13 protein-coding genes, 5 tRNA genes and 1 riboswitch are annotated in these 19140 nt (G+C 71.9%); of the genes, 6 read left to right on the top strand and 12 right to left on the bottom strand.

Going from position 1 to position 19140, the window contains the following annotated elements; translation table 11 throughout:
* Positions 1–84: 84 nt before the first annotated feature.
* Positions 85–1536 carry a PrsW family intramembrane metalloprotease gene (locus ACSMXR_RS17005; protein WP_473172251.1) on the top strand — a complete coding sequence of 484 codons (1452 nt, stop codon included), beginning with the start codon at positions 85–87 and terminating at the stop codon, positions 1534–1536.
* 8 nt (positions 1537–1544) lie between these two features.
* Here the strand turns inward: ACSMXR_RS17005 and ACSMXR_RS17010 are convergent, their stop codons facing one another.
* From ACSMXR_RS17010 to ACSMXR_RS17050, 9 genes are all read right to left on the bottom strand, one after another.
* Positions 1545–2489, bottom strand: a complete 945-nt coding sequence (locus tag ACSMXR_RS17010) for an aldo/keto reductase (protein ID WP_473172252.1) — start codon at positions 2487–2489, stop codon at positions 1545–1547.
* Between the two features lie 188 nt (positions 2490–2677).
* Positions 2678–3712, bottom strand: coding sequence for a M23 family metallopeptidase (locus ACSMXR_RS17015; protein WP_098024326.1), 1035 nt, complete (start codon positions 3710–3712; stop codon positions 2678–2680).
* A gap of 12 nt (positions 3713–3724) precedes the next feature.
* A riboswitch (cyclic di-AMP (ydaO/yuaA leader) is annotated at positions 3725–3876 on the bottom strand.
* A gap of 210 nt (positions 3877–4086) precedes the next feature.
* A complete protein-coding gene (locus tag ACSMXR_RS17020; protein WP_381792055.1) occupies positions 4087–5310 on the bottom strand; it encodes a PP2C family protein-serine/threonine phosphatase in 1224 nt (407 codons plus the stop codon).
* Between the two features lie 142 nt (positions 5311–5452).
* The gene (locus ACSMXR_RS17025; protein ID WP_473172253.1) at positions 5453–6199 is read right to left on the bottom strand and encodes a MerR family transcriptional regulator; all 747 of its coding nucleotides are present in this window, start codon (positions 6197–6199) and stop codon (positions 5453–5455) included.
* A 107-nt stretch (positions 6200–6306) separates the two neighbouring features.
* A tRNA-Met gene (locus ACSMXR_RS17030) sits at positions 6307–6380 on the bottom strand.
* 266 nt (positions 6381–6646) lie between these two features.
* A tRNA-Lys gene (locus ACSMXR_RS17035) sits at positions 6647–6720 on the bottom strand.
* Positions 6721–6927: 207 nt separating this feature from the next.
* Positions 6928–9207 carry a DEAD/DEAH box helicase gene (locus ACSMXR_RS17040; RefSeq protein WP_473172254.1) on the bottom strand — a complete coding sequence of 760 codons (2280 nt, stop codon included), beginning with the start codon at positions 9205–9207 and terminating at the stop codon, positions 6928–6930.
* Between the two features lie 239 nt (positions 9208–9446).
* Entirely contained in the window at positions 9447–10019 is a 573-nt protein-coding gene (locus ACSMXR_RS17045) for a hypothetical protein (protein WP_137235425.1), read from the bottom strand.
* Positions 10020–10338: 319 nt separating this feature from the next.
* Positions 10339–10689: a metallopeptidase family protein gene (locus ACSMXR_RS17050; RefSeq protein ID WP_181010935.1), complete on the bottom strand. Its 351-nt coding sequence runs from the start codon at positions 10687–10689 to the stop codon at positions 10339–10341.
* 112 nt (positions 10690–10801) lie between these two features.
* Between ACSMXR_RS17050 and ACSMXR_RS17055 the strand changes: the two genes are divergently transcribed.
* From ACSMXR_RS17055 to ACSMXR_RS17070, 4 genes are all read left to right on the top strand, one after another.
* Positions 10802–12421 (top strand): metallophosphoesterase family protein, encoded by a 1620-nt coding sequence (locus tag ACSMXR_RS17055; protein ID WP_473172255.1) that lies wholly within the window; start codon positions 10802–10804, stop codon positions 12419–12421.
* An 80-nt stretch (positions 12422–12501) separates the two neighbouring features.
* A tRNA-Glu gene (locus ACSMXR_RS17060) sits at positions 12502–12574 on the top strand.
* 38 nt (positions 12575–12612) lie between these two features.
* Positions 12613–12687: transfer RNA gene (locus ACSMXR_RS17065), tRNA-Asp, on the top strand.
* Positions 12688–12713: 26 nt separating this feature from the next.
* Positions 12714–12790, top strand: a tRNA-Phe gene (locus tag ACSMXR_RS17070).
* Positions 12791–12828: 38 nt separating this feature from the next.
* On the opposite strand, the gene ACSMXR_RS17075 is transcribed toward ACSMXR_RS17070, so the two are convergent.
* From ACSMXR_RS17075 to ACSMXR_RS17085, 3 genes are all read right to left on the bottom strand, one after another.
* Positions 12829–13707 (bottom strand): cytochrome c biogenesis CcdA family protein, encoded by an 879-nt coding sequence (locus tag ACSMXR_RS17075; protein ID WP_473172256.1) that lies wholly within the window; start codon positions 13705–13707, stop codon positions 12829–12831.
* Complete coding sequence (locus ACSMXR_RS17080) at positions 13704–14501, bottom strand: DsbA family protein (protein ID WP_359148200.1); 798 nt, start codon at positions 14499–14501, stop codon at positions 13704–13706. The genes ACSMXR_RS17075 and ACSMXR_RS17080 overlap by 4 nt, the downstream gene beginning before the upstream one ends.
* A gap of 63 nt (positions 14502–14564) precedes the next feature.
* The gene (locus ACSMXR_RS17085; RefSeq protein ID WP_137235421.1) at positions 14565–15014 is read right to left on the bottom strand and encodes a hypothetical protein; all 450 of its coding nucleotides are present in this window, start codon (positions 15012–15014) and stop codon (positions 14565–14567) included.
* Between the two features lie 131 nt (positions 15015–15145).
* Here ACSMXR_RS17085 and hrpA point away from each other — a divergent pair, with 131 nt between their 5' ends.
* Positions 15146–19093 (top strand): ATP-dependent RNA helicase HrpA, encoded by a 3948-nt coding sequence (hrpA, locus tag ACSMXR_RS17090; protein WP_473172257.1) that lies wholly within the window; start codon positions 15146–15148, stop codon positions 19091–19093.
* The last annotated feature ends 47 nt before the right edge of the window (positions 19094–19140 follow it).

Here is a 19140-nt window from a genome sequence, read left to right on the forward strand (position 1 = left end):
CACGGCGGGGCACGACGGCGTACGGCCATGTCCTGGCCGGATGCGCCGTCGCCGGGTGTCGGTGCTCCTCGTTAGGGTCGAGAGGTGTCCGACCCTTCCGTGCGGTATCAGCAGGCGCGGCCCGCCGTCCCGGTCCTCCACGAGCAGCGGCTCGACGAGGTCCTGGGCGCCGCGCCGGAGCGTGGCCAGTGGCGTTACCGGCCGCGCCGCGTCGGCATGGTGTGGCGCAGCAAGGTGTTCCGCGCCGGCGCCGTGATCGTGGCGCTCGTGCTGTGCGGGCTGGTGATCCTGGCCCTCGTCCGCGAACAGACCGGACCGGAGGGGTTCCTCGTCGGTCTCGGCCTGGCGGTGCTGCCGGTGCCGCTCCTGATGGCCGCCTTCCGCTGGCTGGACCGGGTCGAGCCGGGCCCCTGGCGGAATCTGATCTTCTCCTTCGCCTGGGGCGCGTGCGCCGCCGCGCTCGTCGCGATCATCGCCAACTCCTTCGCGACGCGCTGGATAGCCACCGCGACGGCCGATCCGGCGGGCGCCGACACCCTGGGGGCGACGGTGATCGCCCCGGTCGTCGAGGAAAGCGCGAAGGCGGCGGCCGTGCTGCTGATCTTCCTGTTCCGCAGACGGGAGTTCGGCGGGGTGGTGGACGGGATCGTCGTCGCCGGGTTCACCGCGACGGGTTTCGCGTTCACCGAGAACATCCTCTATCTGGGCAACGCCTTCGGCGAGGACCAGCAGCTGGGCAGCTCCGGGTTCGCCTCGGTGACGGCGGGGACGTTCTTCGTACGGATCGTGATGTCGCCGTTCGCGCACCCCCTGTTCACGGTCCTCACCGGCCTCGGCTTCGGCTTCGCGGCCGTCAGCGCCCGCCGCCACCGGGTCCGCCGGATCGCCCTGCCGGTGCTGGGCCTGCTGCTGGCGATGGGGCTGCACGCCCTGTGGAACGGCTCGTCGGCCTTCGGCCCGTACGGCTTCTACGCGGTGTACGGCATCGTCATGGTCCCGGCGTTCGGCCTGGTGACCTGGCTGGCGATCTGGTCACGCCAGCGCGAGCTGCGCACCCTGGCGGCCGAGCTGCCCGCGTACGCCGCGGCCGGCTGGCTCACCCCCGCCGAGCCGACGGCGCTCTCCTCCATGCGGGCTCGGGGCATGGCCCGCGACCTGGCCCGCCACTGGCAGCAGGACCGCACCCGGGGCCGGGCGGCGGCCCGCGCGGTCGCGGAGTACGAGTCGTTCGCCACCTCCCTGGCCGGCCTGCGCCGCCGGGCCCGCCACGGCGCGGTGGGCCCGGACTTCGGCGCCCGCGAGCGGGAGCTGCTGCACCACCTCTGGCAGCGCCGCGACATCGCCGCCCCGGCCCTCACCCACGCGGCCCACCTCACACACCGCCCGAACGTCCACCACCACCGCCATCCGCCGACGCCGTACGGAAACGGGTACGGGTACGGGCAGGGACCGGGTTACAGACACGGCTACAGCGGCCCGGCCCCCCAGCCGTACGGCAGCGCACCGCCCACCACCCACCGACGCCCGTCGCAGTAGCGGTTCCGTCAGGCCGACGCCTCCGTGAGCAGCGCGACCTCCCGGTCCGTCAGCTGCAGGTCGGCGACCGCGACCAGGGCGGGGAGCTGTTCGACCGTACGGGCGGAGGCGATCGGGGCGGCGACGGTCGGCTGTGCGGCGAGCCAGGCGAGGGCGACCGTCGCGATCTCCGCGTTCCGTTCCCCGGCGACCTGGTCGAGGGCGGCCAGCACCCTGCGGCCCTGCACCGACTCCAGGTGGCCGCCCGCCTTCGCGGACCGGGCGCTCTCCACGGTCGTACCGGGGCGGTACTTGCCGGTGAGGAAGCCGGAGGCGAGCGCGTAGTACGGGACGGCGGCGAGGCCGGCGGCGGCCGCGGTGTCCTGGAGCTCGCCCTCGTAGGTGTCGCGGGAGACCAGGTTGTAGTGCGGCTGGAGCGCGACGTACCGGGCGAGGCCCTCGCGCTCGGAGAAGTCGAGGGAGGCCCGCAGCCGCGCGGGGCTGATGTTGGAGGCGGCGATGTGGCGCACCTTGCCGTCCTTCACCAGCTGGTCGAGGGCGGTGATGATCTCCTCGACCGGGACGGTCTCGTCGTCGAAGTGCGTGTAGTAGAGGTCGATGTGGTCGGTGCCGAGCCGGCGCAGCGAGGCCTCGGCCGCGCCCTTGACGGTGCCGGCGGACAGACCCCGGAAATCGGGGTGGGCGCCGGCCTTGGTGGCGACGACGACGTCGGACCGGTTGCCTCGGGAGGCGAGCCACCTGCCGATGACGGTCTCCGACTCGCCGCCCCGGTTGCCCTCGACCCAGGAGGAGTAGGCGTCGGCGGTGTCGATGAAGTTGCCGCCGGCCGCGACGTACGCGTCCAGGACCGCGAAGGACTGCTCCTCGTCCGCCGTCCAGCCGAAGACGTTGCCGCCGAGGGCGAGGGGGAAGACCTGGAGGCCGGAGGTGCCGAGAGTGCGCGCAGAAGTCATGTGAGGGTTCAACAGGCCGGGGCGGGGGCGGTATTCCGTCGCCGCGCGGACCGGAGCGTACCGGCCGGGCCGGCCGCCCCCGGACAGACCGGCAGCCCTGACGTCGGGGGGGTGTGCGTCAGGGCTGCCGGGGTTTCGGGGTGGGGTGACGACGAAGGACGTACGCCGTCAGCCGGAAGGCCCGGGTCTCAGACCGAGAGGCCCTTGCTGTTCAGCCAGGCCATCGGGTCCATCGCCGAACCGCCCGCCGTGCGGACCTCCATGTGGAGGTGCACACCGGTCACATTGCCGGTGGCGCCCATACGGCCGATGGTCTCGCCGGTGGTGACCTTCTGGCCGACCGAGACGTCGATCGAGGACTGGTGCGCGTACCAGATCTCCGTGCCGTCATCGAGCTGGAGCACCGTGCGGTAGCCGTACGAACCGGCCCAGCCGGCCGACGTGATCGTGCCGCCGTGCACGGCCTTGATCGGCGTACCGGCCGACCCGGCGAAGTCCAGACCGGTGTGCTGGCCCGAGGACCACAGGGCGCCGGACTGACCGTAGGTCGAGGTGATCGTGTACGAGGAGGTGGGCAGGGAGAAGCTGGCGGCGAGCTTCGCTAGACGCTCGGCCTCCTTCTTCTTCGCGGCCGCTTCCTCCTCGGCCTTCTTCTTCGCGGCGGCCTCGGCCTCGGCCTGGTCCTGCTGCTTCTTGGCCTCCTGCGCCGCCTTCTCGGCCGCGGCCTTCTCGGCGGCGGCCTTGGCCTCGGCGTCGGCGCTGGCCTGCTGCTGCTCGGCCTGCTGGAGGATCCGGGCGCGCAGGGCCTCGCCCGCGTCGGTGGCGCCCTCCTCGGCCTCGGCGGTGGTGAGGCCGGCGGTGGTGAGCGGCGCGGCCGCGGCGACCGGGGCGGGCTCGGCGGCGTCCGACATGAAGGACCCGACGCCGGGAAGGGACTTGGCGTCGGGGAGGTTGTCCGCGATGGAATCGGGAAGAGAGATGGAGACCGGGGCCTTGTCCTGCGCGGTGGCCATGCCACCCGCACCGACGGCCGCTATGACGCCGACCCCGAGGACGGTGGAGCTACGGGCCAGACCACGCTGCTTGGCTACGCGGTGCCTGCCGCGCACGGGCCGGATGGACTCCTCGGTGGGATTCCACTCCTCCCAGGACCGCTCCGCGTCACCGAAGGTGTCGGCACTGAAGGGTGACGGGGCCTCAGGGGCAGGCTTGTTGGACGCCACGTGGGCGCACTCCTTTCCTTCCTTCTCGCCTACCGGGTTAGCTGACGGGTTCGGAGCAGGAAGGTCTCCTACGGGCCCCTCCGTCTCTCACGAGACGCAGGCGTCCGATTCACCCCATGTAGGTGGTTCCCCGGTTCCCTTGCGGGATTCGGCGCTCGCGCGCGGTGTCGCCTCTGACGACGACTGGGACAACCGCGCTGCGTTATCGAACGTTAATAGACACCCGGGCCCGATTCCAAGCTGTTCCTGTTGATCATTAAGGGACACAGCAGGGATGTACGGGTCACAAGCGGGCGGAATCGGGCGACTTGACCGCGGCTCAGCCACACCCCTTTTTCTGACGGTGTGTCAAATGTTATGCGGAGCGGTGCCCTTCAGTTACGCACCGTGTCATCGCCCCGGCCCACGATCTTCACCGTCGTCCGGCGCACCGGCTGCCCCTCCGCCGGCCGGCCGACCGCGAGCAGCGCCATGTCGTCCGTGGTCCGCCCTCCGGTGTGCAGCCGTACGTCGTCGGTCAGCGCCGACAGCAGCTCCTCGGGGCCCGGGAAGATCCGGCCGCGCAGCCGGGCCGCCGGATCGTAGAAGACCCCGTTCGCGTCCCGGGCCTCCGACAGCCCGTCCGTGAACGCGAGGAGCGTCGCCCCGGCGGGCATCTCCCACTCGTCGGCCCGGTCCGGCCACACCCCCAGGTCCATCCCCAGCGGCAGCGCGGGCATCGAGGGCGCCAGCACCTCCAGGGCGCCGTCCGCGTGCAGGAGGATCGGCTCCGGGTGGCCGCGGTTGACGAGGCGCAGCGAGGCCGAACCGGGCGGGATCTCGGCCAGTACGGCGGTGATGAACCCCTCCATGACGTCCAGCCCGTACCGCCGCGTCCCCTCCCGGGCCAGCGCCCGCTCAAGACGCTGCGCCACGCCCTCCAGCGAGCGCTCCTGCTCGGCGGCCTCCCGGAACGCCCCGATGATCACCGCGACCGCCTCGACGGCGCCGAGCCCCTTGCCGCGTACGTCGCCGACCACCAGGCGTACGCCGTACGGGGTGTCCGCGACGGCGAACAGGTCGCCGCCCACGAACTCGTCCGCCTGCGCCGCCTCGTACCGCGCGGCCACCTGGAGCCCGCCGATCCGCTCGGCCGGCGTCGGCAGCACGGCCCGCATGGCGGTCTCCGCGATCACCCGGGCCGAGGCCAGCTGCTCGTTGCCGCGCCGCACGACGCCGTTGATGACGAGGGCCAGCGCCGCGGCGGTGAGCACGGTGATCATCTCGATGACCGGGACGACCTGGGTGGACGTCCCGTCGGAGAGCCGCATCGCGATGACGGAGATGACCGCGGCGATGCCCGTGCGGACGGTCCTGGAGCGCGAGAAGAACGGTGCGGCGATCAGCGGGGCCGCGACGAACAGCGGGACGGCGGTGAAGTTGGGCGGGGCCAGCGAGTCGAAGAGCAGCCCGCCGATGATCAGCAGGGCGGGCAGCATCCGGACGAACCGCCGGGAACCCCGGCCGCCCGGCGTCACATCGCCTCCCGGGGAGCCGAACACCGCACGGCCCACGGCGTCGATGCTCCCCGCCGTGCCGCTACGCCGTCCTTCGGCCATCCCCACCTGTGCACTCCTGCCCGGTCCACCCACGGCTGCGGACGGTACCGCGCCCCGTCCAGGCTTCCCGGAGCCGCGCCGAGCGGCGACTCCGCATCGGCCGAATAGGGGGAAGCGAACGGAGTGCCGGCCTTTCCGGGGGTCAGTCGGAGAGCCGGTGTTCCGCGTAGACCGTCAGTGCGTCCCGTACGAAGGCGGCGGTGCCGTCCCCGTAGCGATCGTAGTTCTTTCCGAAGCGCGGATCGGCGACATACATCTCACCGAGCCCGATCACGTACGCACGGCTGGGCTCCTTGGCCGAGGACAGCCAGGCGCAGTGCCGCCGGGCGATGTCCTGCGCCTCGGCCCCGTCGGCGGCGAGCCCGGCCTCCCTGGCCCGCCCCCAGTCGCGGGCGATGGCCTCGTGCTCGTCCTGGAACGCCTTCTTCTCCCGGTCCCCGAGCGAACGCCACCAGCGGTCGCCCTCCTCGTACGCGTCCCGGCCCCAGCGCTCGGTCACCTCCTGCTCGTGAGCGGTGTGGTCGAAGCCGTCGAACACCTCATCGGCCATGAGTTCCATCCCCTCCAGGGTCTTGTGGAGAGTGGTCCGCACCGAGGCGATCTGCCGCCCGATGCGCGCCTGCTCCTGTTCGAGCAGGCGCAGATGCGCCCGCAGCGCCACGGCCGTGTCCCGCTGCCCCTCCAGCACGTCCTTGATGGCGGGCAGCGAGAGCCCGAGCTCCCGCAGCAGCAGGACGCGCTGCAGCCGGACGAGGGCGTCCTGGTCGTAGTAGCGGTAGCCGTTGCTCCCGATCCGGCTCGGCGCGAGGAGACCGAGGTCCCCGTAGTGCCGGAGCGTGCGGCTCGTGGTGCCGGCCCGGCGGGCGATTTCCTGAATGGACCACTCCATGCCGGAAACGCTAGATCTTTACGCTGCGTCAAGGTCAAGCGTCCTCGGCCGGGCCCCGGAAACGACTCGGGCCCGGCACGCTGTGCGTGCCGGGCCCGGGCCTTCAGTAGCGGGGACAGGATTTGAACCTGCGACCTCTGGGTTATGAGCCCAGCGAGCTACCGAGCTGCTCCACCCCGCGTCGGTAAACCCAACTCTACGGCATCGGAGCGGCCGCTCCGACCACTTTTCCCGGGGGCCGCGTGACCCCGGTCGCATGCGCCGCCGCCGAGGCAGCCCCACCCGGACGGCGGGAAGCTCCGCCTGGACCTGCCGACCGGCCGTCAGGTCCAGGGCGTCAGGTCGGAGAAGGAGGACCGGGAACGGCAGAGGGCCTCGGCCGGCGGAAGCCGGTCGAGGCCCTTCTGACAACTCTCGGGGCGGAGGAGCCCTCCGCCCCGCGATCGGTAGGCCGTGTGGGACTCGAACCCACAACCAACGGATTAAAAGTCCGCTGCTCTGACCAATTGAGCTAACGGCCCTCGACTGATCACCCCACGAGCATAGCCCGCCCGGTCCCGGCATCCGATCCGGTATCGGTGTCGGGCCCGTCGCGGCTTCCGGAGAGCGGGCTTCCGGCTGCCCGGGACAGCAACAGGGCCCGTACGTCACCGAGTCGGTTCGGTGGCGTACGGGCCCTGCCGGTCTGTCAGGCGGACCTGCTCGGCCGGGTGTCGGCCGGGCGGGGGTCAGCCGTTGCGCTTCCAGCGCGGCTTGTCGTCGCGGCGGCCGAAGGAACCGGTGTTGGTGCCGGTGTTGGCGCCGCGGTGGTCGTCACGACGGCCGGTCGGGCGGTCGCCGCCGCCGGAGCGGAAGCCGCCGGAGGGGCGGTCGTCGCGACGGTCACGGTTGAACGGGCGGTCGCTGCCACCGGAGCGGAAGCCGCCGGAGGGGCGGTCGTCACGGCGGTCGCGGTTGAAGGACGGGCGGTCGTTGTCACGACGCTCGAACGGACGGCCACCACGGTCGTCGCGACGGTCGCCGCCACCGGAACGGAAGCCGCCGGAGGGGCGGTCGTCGCGGCGGTCGCGGTTGAAGGACGGGCGGTCGTTGTCACGACGCTCGAACGGACGGCCACCACGGTCGTCGCGACGGTCACCGCCACCGGAACGGAAGCCACCCGACGGGCGGTCGTCACGGCGCTCGCGGAACGACGGGCGGTCGTTGTCACGACGCTCGAAGGAACGGCCACCACGGTCGTCGCGACGGTCACCGCCACCGGAACGGAAGCCGCCGGAGGGGCGGTCATCGCGACGGTCGTTGCCGCGGTAGCCACCGCGGTTGTCGCGGCGCTCGTAGTTGCCCCGCTCGTCGCGACGCTGCTCGTCACGGGCGGCCGGCTGCTCGGGGACCGAGGCCGCGGCCACGAGGGCGGCCTCGGCCTCGGCGGCGACCTCGGCCACCGCGGCCTCGGGGTCGTCGCCCCGCTCGCGGGCGGCACGGGCGACCAGGCGGTCGGCCTCCTCGCGCAGCTCGACGGCGCGGCGCTGGACGCGCTCCAGCTGCTTCGTCAGGTCGGCGGCCTCGCGCTCGGCCTGCTTGGCGGCGTTGTTCGCGGAGTCGGCCTGGACCTCGGTGAGCGAACGGGCGCCGGTGATCTCGGCGACCTCCGGCTCGAAGACGCCCGCGCCCTGGACGATGTGGCGCGAGGCGTCGACGCCCGCGTCCTCCATCAGGCGGAAGATCTGGCGGCGCTGGTGCGGAAGCGCCAGCGAGACGACGACACCGGACTTGCCGGCGCGGGCGGTACGGCCCGAGCGGTGCAGGTAGTCCTTGTGGTCACCGGCCGGGTCCACGTTCAGGACCAGGTCGATGCCGTCGACGTGGATACCGCGGGCGGCGACGTCGGTCGCGACGAGCGCGTTGACGTAACCCTTCTTGAAGTCCTCCAGGACCCGCGTACGGGCGCCCTGGGTCATGCCGCCGTGCAGCGCGTCGGCCTTCACGCCCGACTCGATGAGCTGCTCGGCGATGCGGTCCGCGCCCAGCTGGGTGCGGACGAAGATGATGGTGCGGCCCTTGCGGGCGGCGATGGCGGCCGTGACCGGCGCCTTGTCCTTCGGCTTCACGACGAGGACGTGGTGCGACATGGTCGTGACGTTGCCCTGGGCGCTGTCGACCTCGTGCGTCACCGGGTTGGAGAGGTAACGCTTGACCAGCGTGCCGATCTCGTTCTCCATGGTGGCGGAGAAGAGCATCCGCTGACCGCCGGCCGGGACCTGGTCGAGCAGCTCGGTGACCTCGGGCAGGAAGCCCAGGTCCGACATCTGGTCGGCCTCGTCGAGCACGGCGACCTGGACGTCCTCCAGGGAGCAGGCGCCACGGTTGATGATGTCGCGCAGCCGGCCCGGGGTGGCGACGAGGACGTCGACACCGCGCTCCAGCGCGTAGATCTGGTTGCCCATCGACGTACCGCCGCAGACGACCTTCATCTTGAGGCCGAGCACATCGCCGTACGGCTGCAGCGCGTCCGCGACCTGCATCGCGAGCTCACGGGTCGGGGTGAGGATGACGGCGCGGGGCTTCTTCTTCTCGGTGCGTCCACCGGTCAGGGCGGCCAGGGTCGGCAGACCGAAGGAGAGCGTCTTGCCCGAGCCCGTACGGCCACGGCCGAGGATGTCCTTGCCGGCCAGGGCGTCCGGGATGGTCGCGGCCTGGATCGGGAAGGGCGTGGTCACACCGTTCTGCGCGAGCTTGCGGACGATGCCCTCGGGCAGGCCCAGGTCGCCGAAGGTGACGGTCGGCTCGGCGGGGGTCTCGGACGCCTCGGCCTCGGGAGCGTCAGCGGCCTCGGGGGCCTCGGTCTGCGTGTCCGCGTCGGCGATGAAGTCCGCGACGGACTTCTCGGCGACGGCGGGCTCCTCGACGACGGTCTTCTCGGCGGCCGGGGCGGTGGCGCCGGCGGGGGCCTCGGTCACAGCGGACTCGACGAGCTCGGCGAGCGCGGCGTTGTCGACGTTCTCGGGCATGACGGTGTGGTCAGAACTGGAAATTGACATGCGAAATGCGAAACCTTCCGGAGTCTCGGCACGCGCCCATAACTCCGTGATTCGCAATTTCGACCGCCTCAATGCGGTCCAGCCACGGCAAGGGAGAGTACGCGCCACACGGCGCTCTTCTGTGTCGGCGCCGGGCAATGGGATCAAACGATCTACCACCATACGCACTCTCACCCACATTGCGCAAACCAGCCGCCGCGAGCCCCCGGCTACACCGGCCCCACCTGCGGTGATGCCTCCGGGGTCCGCAAGGGCCCGGCACCCTCCGGTCCGCTCATCGCATGGGCCCGCAGCTGGGCGGCGGGCGAGGCCGAGGGGGGCGGCTCCGGCGGATCGGTGGGCTCCGGCTCGGGCTCCGGGTCCGGGTCGGGCGTCGGCGGGGCCGGCGGCTCCGGGGTGGTGGGCGGCGGCTCCCCCGGCCCCGGCGTCGAGGGGGTCGGCGAGGGCTGCGGGCCGCCCCGGGTGGGCACCGGAGCACCGGGCTCGGGGCGCGAGCCCTTGGGGGTGACCGACGGCACGGCACCGGAGGCGTCCGGGCTCGGGCTGCTCCCGGGGGCGCCCCGGTCCGAGTGCGGGTGGGCGTCCCCGCCGCGCCCCCCGGCCTGCTCGGATCCGGGAACCGTGTCCCCGGCCGGGTCGGCGGCGGAGCCCTTCGGACCGGCGGAGCGGGAGGGCCCGGGCCCTCCGGCGCCGTCCTCGCCGACGCTCATACAGCCGGTGGACGCGGCGATCGTCAGCGCGGTGACGGCGGCCCAGCGGACAGGGGCGGACAACTGGCGCACGAGTGGCACCTCCGGGGCGAGGGGTGGCGGAGCTGAGCGGCGAGCGCGGCGCCGGGGCCGCGCGGGGAGCACGAGCGAGCGGTACGGCGTCGTCGCACCGTGCCCAACTCCCCCGACCCCGCCGGAGACACGCCCGAAACGCCACGCGCCCGCGCGACGCCCGCCGGAGCGCCCCGCCGCCCACGGATCCGCCCCCGGTCCGGCCGGACCCTCGCCGCCACGGCCGCCGACCACACCGCCACGTGCCGCGCGACGCCCGGCCTGGCAGGCCGTCAAGCCGCCGGGGCCGCCCGGGAACGCGGCCGCGCCACAGGGAAGCTCACCCGTAGCCCAGGGCGTGCAGCCGTTCGTCGTCGATGCCGAAGTGGTGGGCGATCTCGTGGACCACGGTGATCTCGGTCTCCGCGACGACGTCCTCGTGCGACTCGCACATCCGCAGCGTCGGCCCCCGGTAGATGGTGATCCGGTCCGGCAGCACCCCGGCGTACCACTCACCGCGATCGGTGAGCGGGGTGCCCTCGTAGAGCCCGAGCAGGTCGGGATCGCCCGGGTCGGGTTCGTCCTCGACGAACACCGCCACGTTGTCCATCAGCCGCGTCAGCTCCGGCGGAATCCGGTCCAGAGCCTGGCTCACCAGCTCCTCGAACTGTTCCCGCGTCATCTCCAGCACCCCGCCATTGTCACGTACGGGGGCCGGGTGCGGGCAGATGGCGGCCGGCCCGGACTCATGACCGCGTCCGCCGCCCGGCATGGCGGAGGCCGTACCGGGGCATACGGGCCCAATGGTCCGCGTCCCGTTCCGTGCCGCAGCCGACCGCGTCCGGCACCGCCTCAGCCAGCTCGTCCGCCCGAAGCCCCGCCCCCGCACCGGCGCCGCGGCCCCCGGCGACCTGACGAGCCCCGCCCGCCGCCCGTACCTCCGCGCCCTCGGCATGCTCGCCGTGGTCGTGCTGGGGGCCTGGCTGGGACTGCTCGCCGTGGGCTCCATCCGTACTCCGGTCGGCCCCATGGACACCAACATGACCCTGCGCCCCTCCCTCACCGGCGGCAGCAAGATCAACGTGTCTCCGCTCGGGGCCCTGGAGCTGGACTCGCACACCGCGCCGCTCCGGCTGGACGTGGACGTGGACCGCCTCGACCCCGAACGCTCCCAGGCCCTGGTCGACCGGCCGGAACGGTTCTCCCACCTCCAGGACGAGGTCACCCGGGACGTCGCCGCCGGCACCCGGGAGCTGGCCGTACGCTCCTGCGTCGCCGTCGTCTCCGGCGCGACCGCGCTCGGCCTCGTCGTCTACCGCCGCCCCCGCCGCGCCCTGGCCGCCGGCGGGCTCGCCCTCACCCTGCTGGCCGCGTCCGGCGTCAGCGCCTACGCCACCTGGAACCCGAAGTCCGTCCTGGAGCCGAAATTCTCCGGGCTGCTCTCCAGCGCCCCGTCCCTGGTCGGCGACGCCCGCTCGATCGTCACCGAGTTCGACATCTACCAGCAGGAGCTGGCCCGCCTGGTCACCAACGTCACCAAGCTGTACGACGCGACCTCCACGCTCCCCGTCTACCAGCCCGACCCCGGCACCATCCGGGTCCTGCACGTCTCCGACATCCACCTCAACCCGGCCGCCTGGCACATCATCGCCTCGCTCGTCGAGCAGTACGAGATCGATGTCATCGTCGACTCCGGCGACACGATGGACCACGGTTCCGCCGCGGAGAACGGTTTCCTCGACCCGATCCGCGACCTCGGCGCGCCCTATGTGTGGGTGCGCGGCAACCACGACTCGCCCGTCACCCAGGCCTACCTGGAGAAGTTCAAGAACGTCCACGTCCTCGACGACGGCAGGGCGGTGAACGTCGGCGGGCTGCGGATCGCGGGCACCGGCGACGCCTCCTTCACCCCGGACCGGACCGCCCCGGTCGGCGGCAAGGCGGCCGCCCGGCTGGAGGGCGCGCGCCTGGCCTCCGCGCTGCGCGACCAGGAGAACGCCGGCACCCCCGTCGACATCGCCGTCGCCCATGACCCGAACACCGCCCGGGAGACCGACGGCAGGGTCCCGCTGGTGCTGTCCGGCCACCTCCACCGCCGGATCAACGAACAGCTGAAGCTCGGCACCCGGCTGAAGGTCGAGGGCTCCACGGGCGGCGGCGGGCTGCGCGCCGTGCAGAACGAGAAGCCGGAGAAGGTGCACGCCTCGGTGCTCTACATGGACCGCTCCACCCGCCGGCTCCAGGCCTGGGACGAGATCACGCTGGGCGGTCTCGGACTGACGACCGCCGAGGTCGGCCGCCATCTCCCGGAGGAGAACCTGAAGCCGGACTCCCCCACCTCACCCACCCCGTCCCCGACCTCCTCACCTGCCTCCTCGCCCTCCCCGACCCGCTCCCCGGCGCGCCCGACGCCCTCGCCGTAAACCGTTTTGGCGATAGCTCCACCCATCCCATATGCTTCTCACGTCCCCGACGCGCTGCAAAGCGAACCGGCGGGCCAATAGCCCTCATCGTCTAGTGGCCCAGGACGCCGCCCTTTCAAGGCGGTAGCACGGGTTCGAATCCCGTTGGGGGCACGTTTCACCATGTGCGAGACTTGTTTCGCACATCGCTTGGTCCTGTGGAGCAGTTTGGAGTGCTCGCCACCCTGTCAAGGTGGAGGCCGCGGGTTCAAATCCCGTCAGGACCGCTGCAGATCACTTCGGTGAGCTGCGTGGCTGGGTAGCTCAGTTGGTACGAGCGATCGCCTGAAAAGCGATAGGTCGCCGGTTCGATCCCGGCCCCAGCCACCACTCGAAGGCCCCGTCCGATGGACAGGGCCTTCGCCGTGTCACACCTTCTCGGTCTCCTCCTCCTGCTGCCCCTGCTGCCCCTTCCGCGGTACGTCGGCGTCGCGCCGGCGCCAGGCCCGTACGCCCAGGGCCGGCAGCACCACGAGCACCACCGCGACCAGCGCCACCCCGTCCGACACCCGCTCGCCGAGCCTCTGCGCCCACTGCTCCACCGCGAACGAGTCGTCGACCCCCAGCAGCCCGGGCAGCGCGGTCGTCCCGTCGTAGACGAGGAACAGCGCGCCGAGGCCGATGAAGAACAGCCCCGACAGCAGCGATGTGGTGTGCAGCTCGAACCGGCCGACCCGGACGGCCCGGCCGCGCAGCCAGGCCCGGCGGCCGAGGTCGAAGCGTTCCCAGAGCAGGGCGAGCAGGAACAGCGGTACGGCCATGCCGAGCGCGTACACCGCCAGCAGCAGCCCGCCGTAGACCGGGCTGCCGCTGACCGCCGCGACGGTCAGGACGCTGCCCAGGATCGGGCCCGCGCAGAATCCGGCCAGGCCGTAGACCGCGCCCAGCGCGTAGACGGAGAACGCGGTGGTCGGGCGGATCCGGCCGCTGAGGGCCGCGATGCGCCGGGAGGCGAAGCCGAGGCCCACGATCTGCGCGACGCCGAGCGCGATGATCAGCCAGCCCGCGCCGGTGACGAGCGCGTCGCGGTGGCCGTAGAACAGCCGCCCGGCGTACGAACCGGCCGCGCCGAGCGGCACGAGGGTGGTGGCGAGACCGGCGTAGAAGATGCCGGTGCGGGCCAGCAGGCGGGAGGCGGAGTCGATGGAGTACGCGAAGAAGGCCGGCAGCAGCAGCGCGCTGCACGGGCTGACCAGGGCGAGCAGCCCGCCGAGGAAGGCCGCGAAGTAGCCGATGTCCGCCGTCACTTGGCGGGCTCCCCGGCCTGGCCCGCGGCCCCCGTGGTCTTCGCCTGCTCGGCGGCGGCCTCGATGGCCCGGGTGAACGTCTCGTCCGGCTGGGCGCCCGCGATCGGCCGGCCGTTGATCAGGAACGACGGGGTGGACGTCGCGCCGATCCCGTACCCCTGCTCCTGGTCCTTCGCGACGGCGGCCCGGGCCGGCTCGCCGTCCAGGTCCTTCATGAACCGGCCCAGGTCCTTCACCCCGGCCTCCGCGGCGAGCGCCTTGACCCGGTCCTTGCCGAAGCCCTTCTCCTTCGCCCCCTCGGCGTAGGCGGCGCGGTGGAACTCCCAGAAGCGGTCCTGCTGCCCGGCGGCCCAGGCGGCGCGCGCGGCGTTCTCGGACTCCTCGCCGAAGATCGGGAAGTTGCGCCACTCGATGCGCAGCGTGCCGTCCTTCACGTACTTCTCGATCAGCTTCGGCTCGGTGTCCCGGGCGAACTTTCCGCAGTAGCCGCACTTGAAGTCGGCGTACTCGATCAGGACGACCGGGGCGTCCGCGCGGCCGGTGGCCAGCTTGTCGTCCGCGTCCCGGCGGGCGAGCTTCGCCAGCTCCGGGTAGACGCCCTCGTTCGGGTCGGCGGAGACCTCGGCGGCGGGGCCGGTGGCGGTGGTGTCCTTCGAGGTGTCGTCGGGGGCGGTGGCCTTGTACGAGGCGAAGCCGAGGAGACCGGCGGCGAGGACGACCGCCGCGCCGTAGACGAGGGGCTTCCTCGAAGCGGCTGTGGACGTCTTGGGCGTGGACTTCTTGGGCGTGGGCATGCGGACGCTCCGTGCTGTGTGCGGGAGGAGAAGGGGACGGGTGCGGGGCGGGGCGGGGCCCGCCTACACCCTCAGCACGGAGAGCTCGACCGGGGTCGGTGTGACGGGGACCGGGGCCCTGACCCGTATCCCCGGCGGCGGCTCGGCCGACAGCGCGCCCGTCGCGGCGGGCAGCCCCCACGGGGCGAGGCCCGGCGCGTGGTCGTACGCGGCCCGGGCCCGGGAGGGGACGGCGGGCTCGCCGTCGTGGTCCCGGAGCTTCCCGCAGCCGGGGACCGGGGTGCCCGCGTCGGCGGCTTCGGCGACCGGGGCCTGCGCGCGGGTCCGGGCCTGAGCCGGGGTCCGCACGGCGGATGCCGGGGCAGCGGTGGTCACCGGTGCGGTAGCGGAAGCCGCAGCGCCGAGGGCCCCGGGCACGGCGTCCGAGGACACCGCGCTCGCCGCCGGTCCGCACAGCAGCCCCACGACGACCGCGAGCAGCGCCGTCAGGCTCCACCACTGCGTACGGGACACGGGACCGGGCCTTTCTCGCGCGAGCGGCGGTGACGAGCGTTCGACTGCCCGAAATGGTACGTGCCGCGTGACGCAGCCCGCGCGAAATGAGGTCGCCACCGGCCGGGCCCGGGTGAGATCCTGGGATCCGTATGTCTACTTCCTTCGCCGATCTCCAGTCCCAGCTCGGACAGCTCTCGCTCCGTGACGCGAACCGGCTCGGCCGGCGTCTCGAAGGAGCGCGCCGCATCCGCAAGCCCGAGGCCCGCCAGTCCGTGCTGGACGAGATCGCGGCCGAGGCGGGCAAGGCGGCCGAACGGCTCGCGGCGCGCGCGGCCCGGCTGCCGGCCCTGTCGTACCCGGAAGAGCTGCCGGTCAGCCAGAAGAAGGACGAGATCCTGGAGGCGATACGCGACCACCAGGTCGTGATCGTCGCCGGTGAGACCGGGTCCGGGAAGACCACGCAGATCCCCAAGATCTGTATGGAGCTGGGGCGCGGCGTCCGGGGCATGATCGGGCACACCCAGCCCCGCCGGATCGCCGCCCGTACGGTCGCGGAGCGAGTCGCGGACGAGCTGAAGACGCCGCTGGGCGAGACGGTCGGCTGGAAGGTCCGCTTCACCGACCAGGTCAACCCGGAGTCGACGTATCTGAAGCTGATGACGGACGGCATCCTGCTCGCCGAGATCCAGACGGACCGCGAGCTGCTGGCGTACGACACGATCATCATCGACGAGGCCCACGAGCGGTCCCTCAACATCGACTTCCTGCTCGGCTATCTGGCCCGGCTGCTGCCGAAGCGCCCGGATCTGAAGGTCGTCATCACCTCGGCGACCATCGACCCGGAGCGGTTCGCGCGCCACTTCGGCGAGGCCCCGATCGTGGAGGTCAGCGGGCGTACGTATCCGGTCGAGGTGCGGTACCGGCCCCTGCTGGAGGATGACAGCGAGGACTCCGACCGGGACCAGATCACCGCGATCTGCGACGCCGTCGACGAGCTGGGCCACGAGGCCCCCGGCGACGTCCTGGTTTTCCTCTCCGGTGAGCGCGAGATCCGGGACACGGCGGACGCGCTGAACAAGCGGAACCTCAGACATACGGAGGTGCTCCCGCTCTACGCGCGCCTCTCGCACGCCGAGCAGCACCGCGTCTTCCAGCGCCACACCGGACGCCGTATCGTCCTCGCGACCAACGTGGCCGAAACCTCACTGACGGTCCCCGGCATCAAGTACGTGATCGACCCGGGCAACGCCCGGATCTCCCGCTACAGCCACCGCACCAAGGTCCAGCGGCTGCCGATCGAGCGGATCTCCCAGGCCAGCGCCAACCAGCGCAAGGGCCGCTGCGGCCGTACGTCGGACGGCATCTGCATCCGGCTGTACTCGGAGGACGACTTCGTCACCCGGCCGGAGTTCACCGACCCGGAGATCCTGCGGACCAACCTGGCCTCCGTCATCCTCCAGATGACCGCCGCCGGGCTCGGCGACATCGAGAAGTTCCCCTTCATCGACCCGCCGGACCACCGCAACATCCGCGACGGCATCCAGCTCCTCCAGGAGCTGGGGGCGCTCGATCAGGGCGAGAAGTCACCCCAGGAGGGGAAGAAGGGGCAGCGCCTCACCCCGCTCGGCCGCAAGCTCTCCCAGCTGCCCGTCGACCCGCGCCTGGCCCGCATGGTCATCGAGGCCGACAAGAACGGCTGTGCCCGTGAGGTCATGGTCATCGCCGCCGCGCTCTCCATCCAGGACCCGCGCGAGCGGCCCGCGGAGAAGCAGACCCAGGCCGACCAGAACCACGCCCGGTTCAAGGACGAGACGTCCGACTTCCTGGCGTATCTGAACCTCTGGGCCTATGTGCGCGAGCAGCAGAAGGAGCGCGGCTCGTCCTCGTTCCGCCGGATGTGCAAGCAGGAGTATCTGAACTTCCTGCGCATTCGCGAATGGCAGGACATCTACGCGCAGCTGCGTACGGTCGCGAAGCAGATGGGCATCACCGTCGAGGAGCCCAAGGCCGAGGCGTCGGTTCCCGAGCAGGCGGTGCACACCTCGCTGCTGGCCGGGCTGCTGTCGCACATCGGGCTGAAGGACACCGAGAAGAACGAGTACGTGGGCGCGCGCAACGCCAAGTTCGCGATCTTCCCGGGGTCGGCGCTGTTCAAGAAGCAGCCCCGGTTCGTGATGTCGGCGGAGCTGGTGGAGACCTCCCGGCTCTGGGCACGGGTCAACGCCAAGGTCGAGCCCGAGTGGATCGAGCCGCTGGCCCAGCACCTGGTGAAGCGCACCTACAGCGAGCCGCACTGGGAGAAGGACCAGGCGGCGGTGATGGCGTACGAGCGGGTCACCCTCTACGGCGTACCGATCGTCGCCCAGCGCAAGGTCAATTTCGGCCGGATCGACCAGGAGGCCTCGCGGGATCTGTTCATCCGCAACGCCCTGGTCGAGGGCGACTGGCGCACCCACCACCAGTTCTTCCACGACAACCGCAAACTCCTCGGCGAGGTCGAGGAGTTGGAGCACCGCGCCCGCCGCCGCGACATCCTCGTGGACGACGAGACGCTCTTCGACTTCTACGATCAGCGGATTCCCGAACACATCGTGTCCGGGGCGCACTTCGACTCGTGGTGGAAGAACAAGAAGCGCGAGGAGCCGGACGCGCTCGACTTCGAGCGCTCCATGCTGATCAACGAGAAGGCCGGGGCCGTCACCAAGGACGACTACCCGGACTCCTGGCGGCAGGGGAAGCTCAAGTTCAAGGTGACGTACCAGTTCGAGCCCGGCGCGGACGCGGACGGCGTGACCGTGCACGTACCGCTCCAGGTGCTCAACCAGGTGACGTCCGAGGGCTTCGACTGGCAGATCCCGGGGCTGCGCGAGGAGGTCGTCACCGAGCTGATCCGCTCGCTGCCGAAGCCGATCCGCCGGCACTACGTCCCCGCGCCGAACTACGCCGACACGTTCCTGGACCGGGCGGTCCCGCTCCAGGAGCCGCTGCCGCAGACGCTGGCGCGCGAGCTCCAGCGGATGGTCGGCGTGCCGGTCACCGCGGACGACTTCGACCTCTCCCGCGTCCCGGACCACCTCAAGATCACGTTCCGGATCGTCGACGAGCGGCGGCGCAAGGTCGCCGAGGACAAGGACCTGGAGGCGCTGAAGCTCCAGCTGCGGCCGAAGGCCCGGCAGGCGCTCTCCAAGGCGGCCGCGGCGACTGCGGGGCCGTCCGGCGAGTCCATCGAGCGCTCGGGCCTCACCGACTGGACGATCGGCACGCTGAACAAGGTCTTCGAGACCCGGCGGGCCGGGCAGCCGGTCAAGGCGTACCCCGCCCTCGTCGACCAGGGCGAGACCGTCGCCGTACGCCTCTTCGACACCGAGGCCGAGCAGCAGCAGGCGATGTGGCGCGGCACCCGGCGGCTGATCATGCTGAACATCCCGGTGAACCCGGCGAAGTTCGCCTCCGACCGGCTGAGCAATCAGCAGAAGCTGGCGCTGTCCCGTAATCCGCACGGTTCGGTGCAGGCCCTCTTCGAGGACTGCGCGACCGCCGCGGCCGACCGGCTGATCGCCGCGCACGGCGGGCCCGCGTGGGACGAGAAGGCGTTCCGGACGCTGTACGACAAGGTGCGCGCGGACCTGGTGGACCTGACCGTCCGCACGATCGACCAGGTGCAGCAGATCCTGGCCGCGTGGCAGGCCTGCGAGCGCCGGCTGAAGTCGACCAACAGCCTGGCGCTGGTGGCCAACGTCACCGACGTACGGGAACAGCTGGCCAGACTCGTACCGTCCGGTTTCGTTACGGCCACCGGGCTGCGGCGGCTGCCGGACCTGATGCGCTACCTCGTGGCGGCCGACCGGCGGCTCCAGCAGATGCCCACGGCCGTCCAGCGGGACACCACGCGGATGGAGAAGGTCCACGAGATGCAGGACGAGTACGCCTGGCTGCTCGAACAGTTCCCGCAGGGCAGGCCGGTGCCGCAGGAGGCGCTGGACGTCCGCTGGATGATCGAGGAGCTGCGGGTGAGCTACTTCGCCCACGCTCTGGGCACCGCGTTCCCCGTCTCGGACAAGCGGATCGTGAAGGCGATCGACGCGCTGGCGCCCTGACGCGGAGGCTCCGGCGGGGCCCGGAAGACGGTGACGGAGTCACCACC

It is taken from the genome of Streptomyces sp. DSM 106670, from assembly GCF_055792845.1.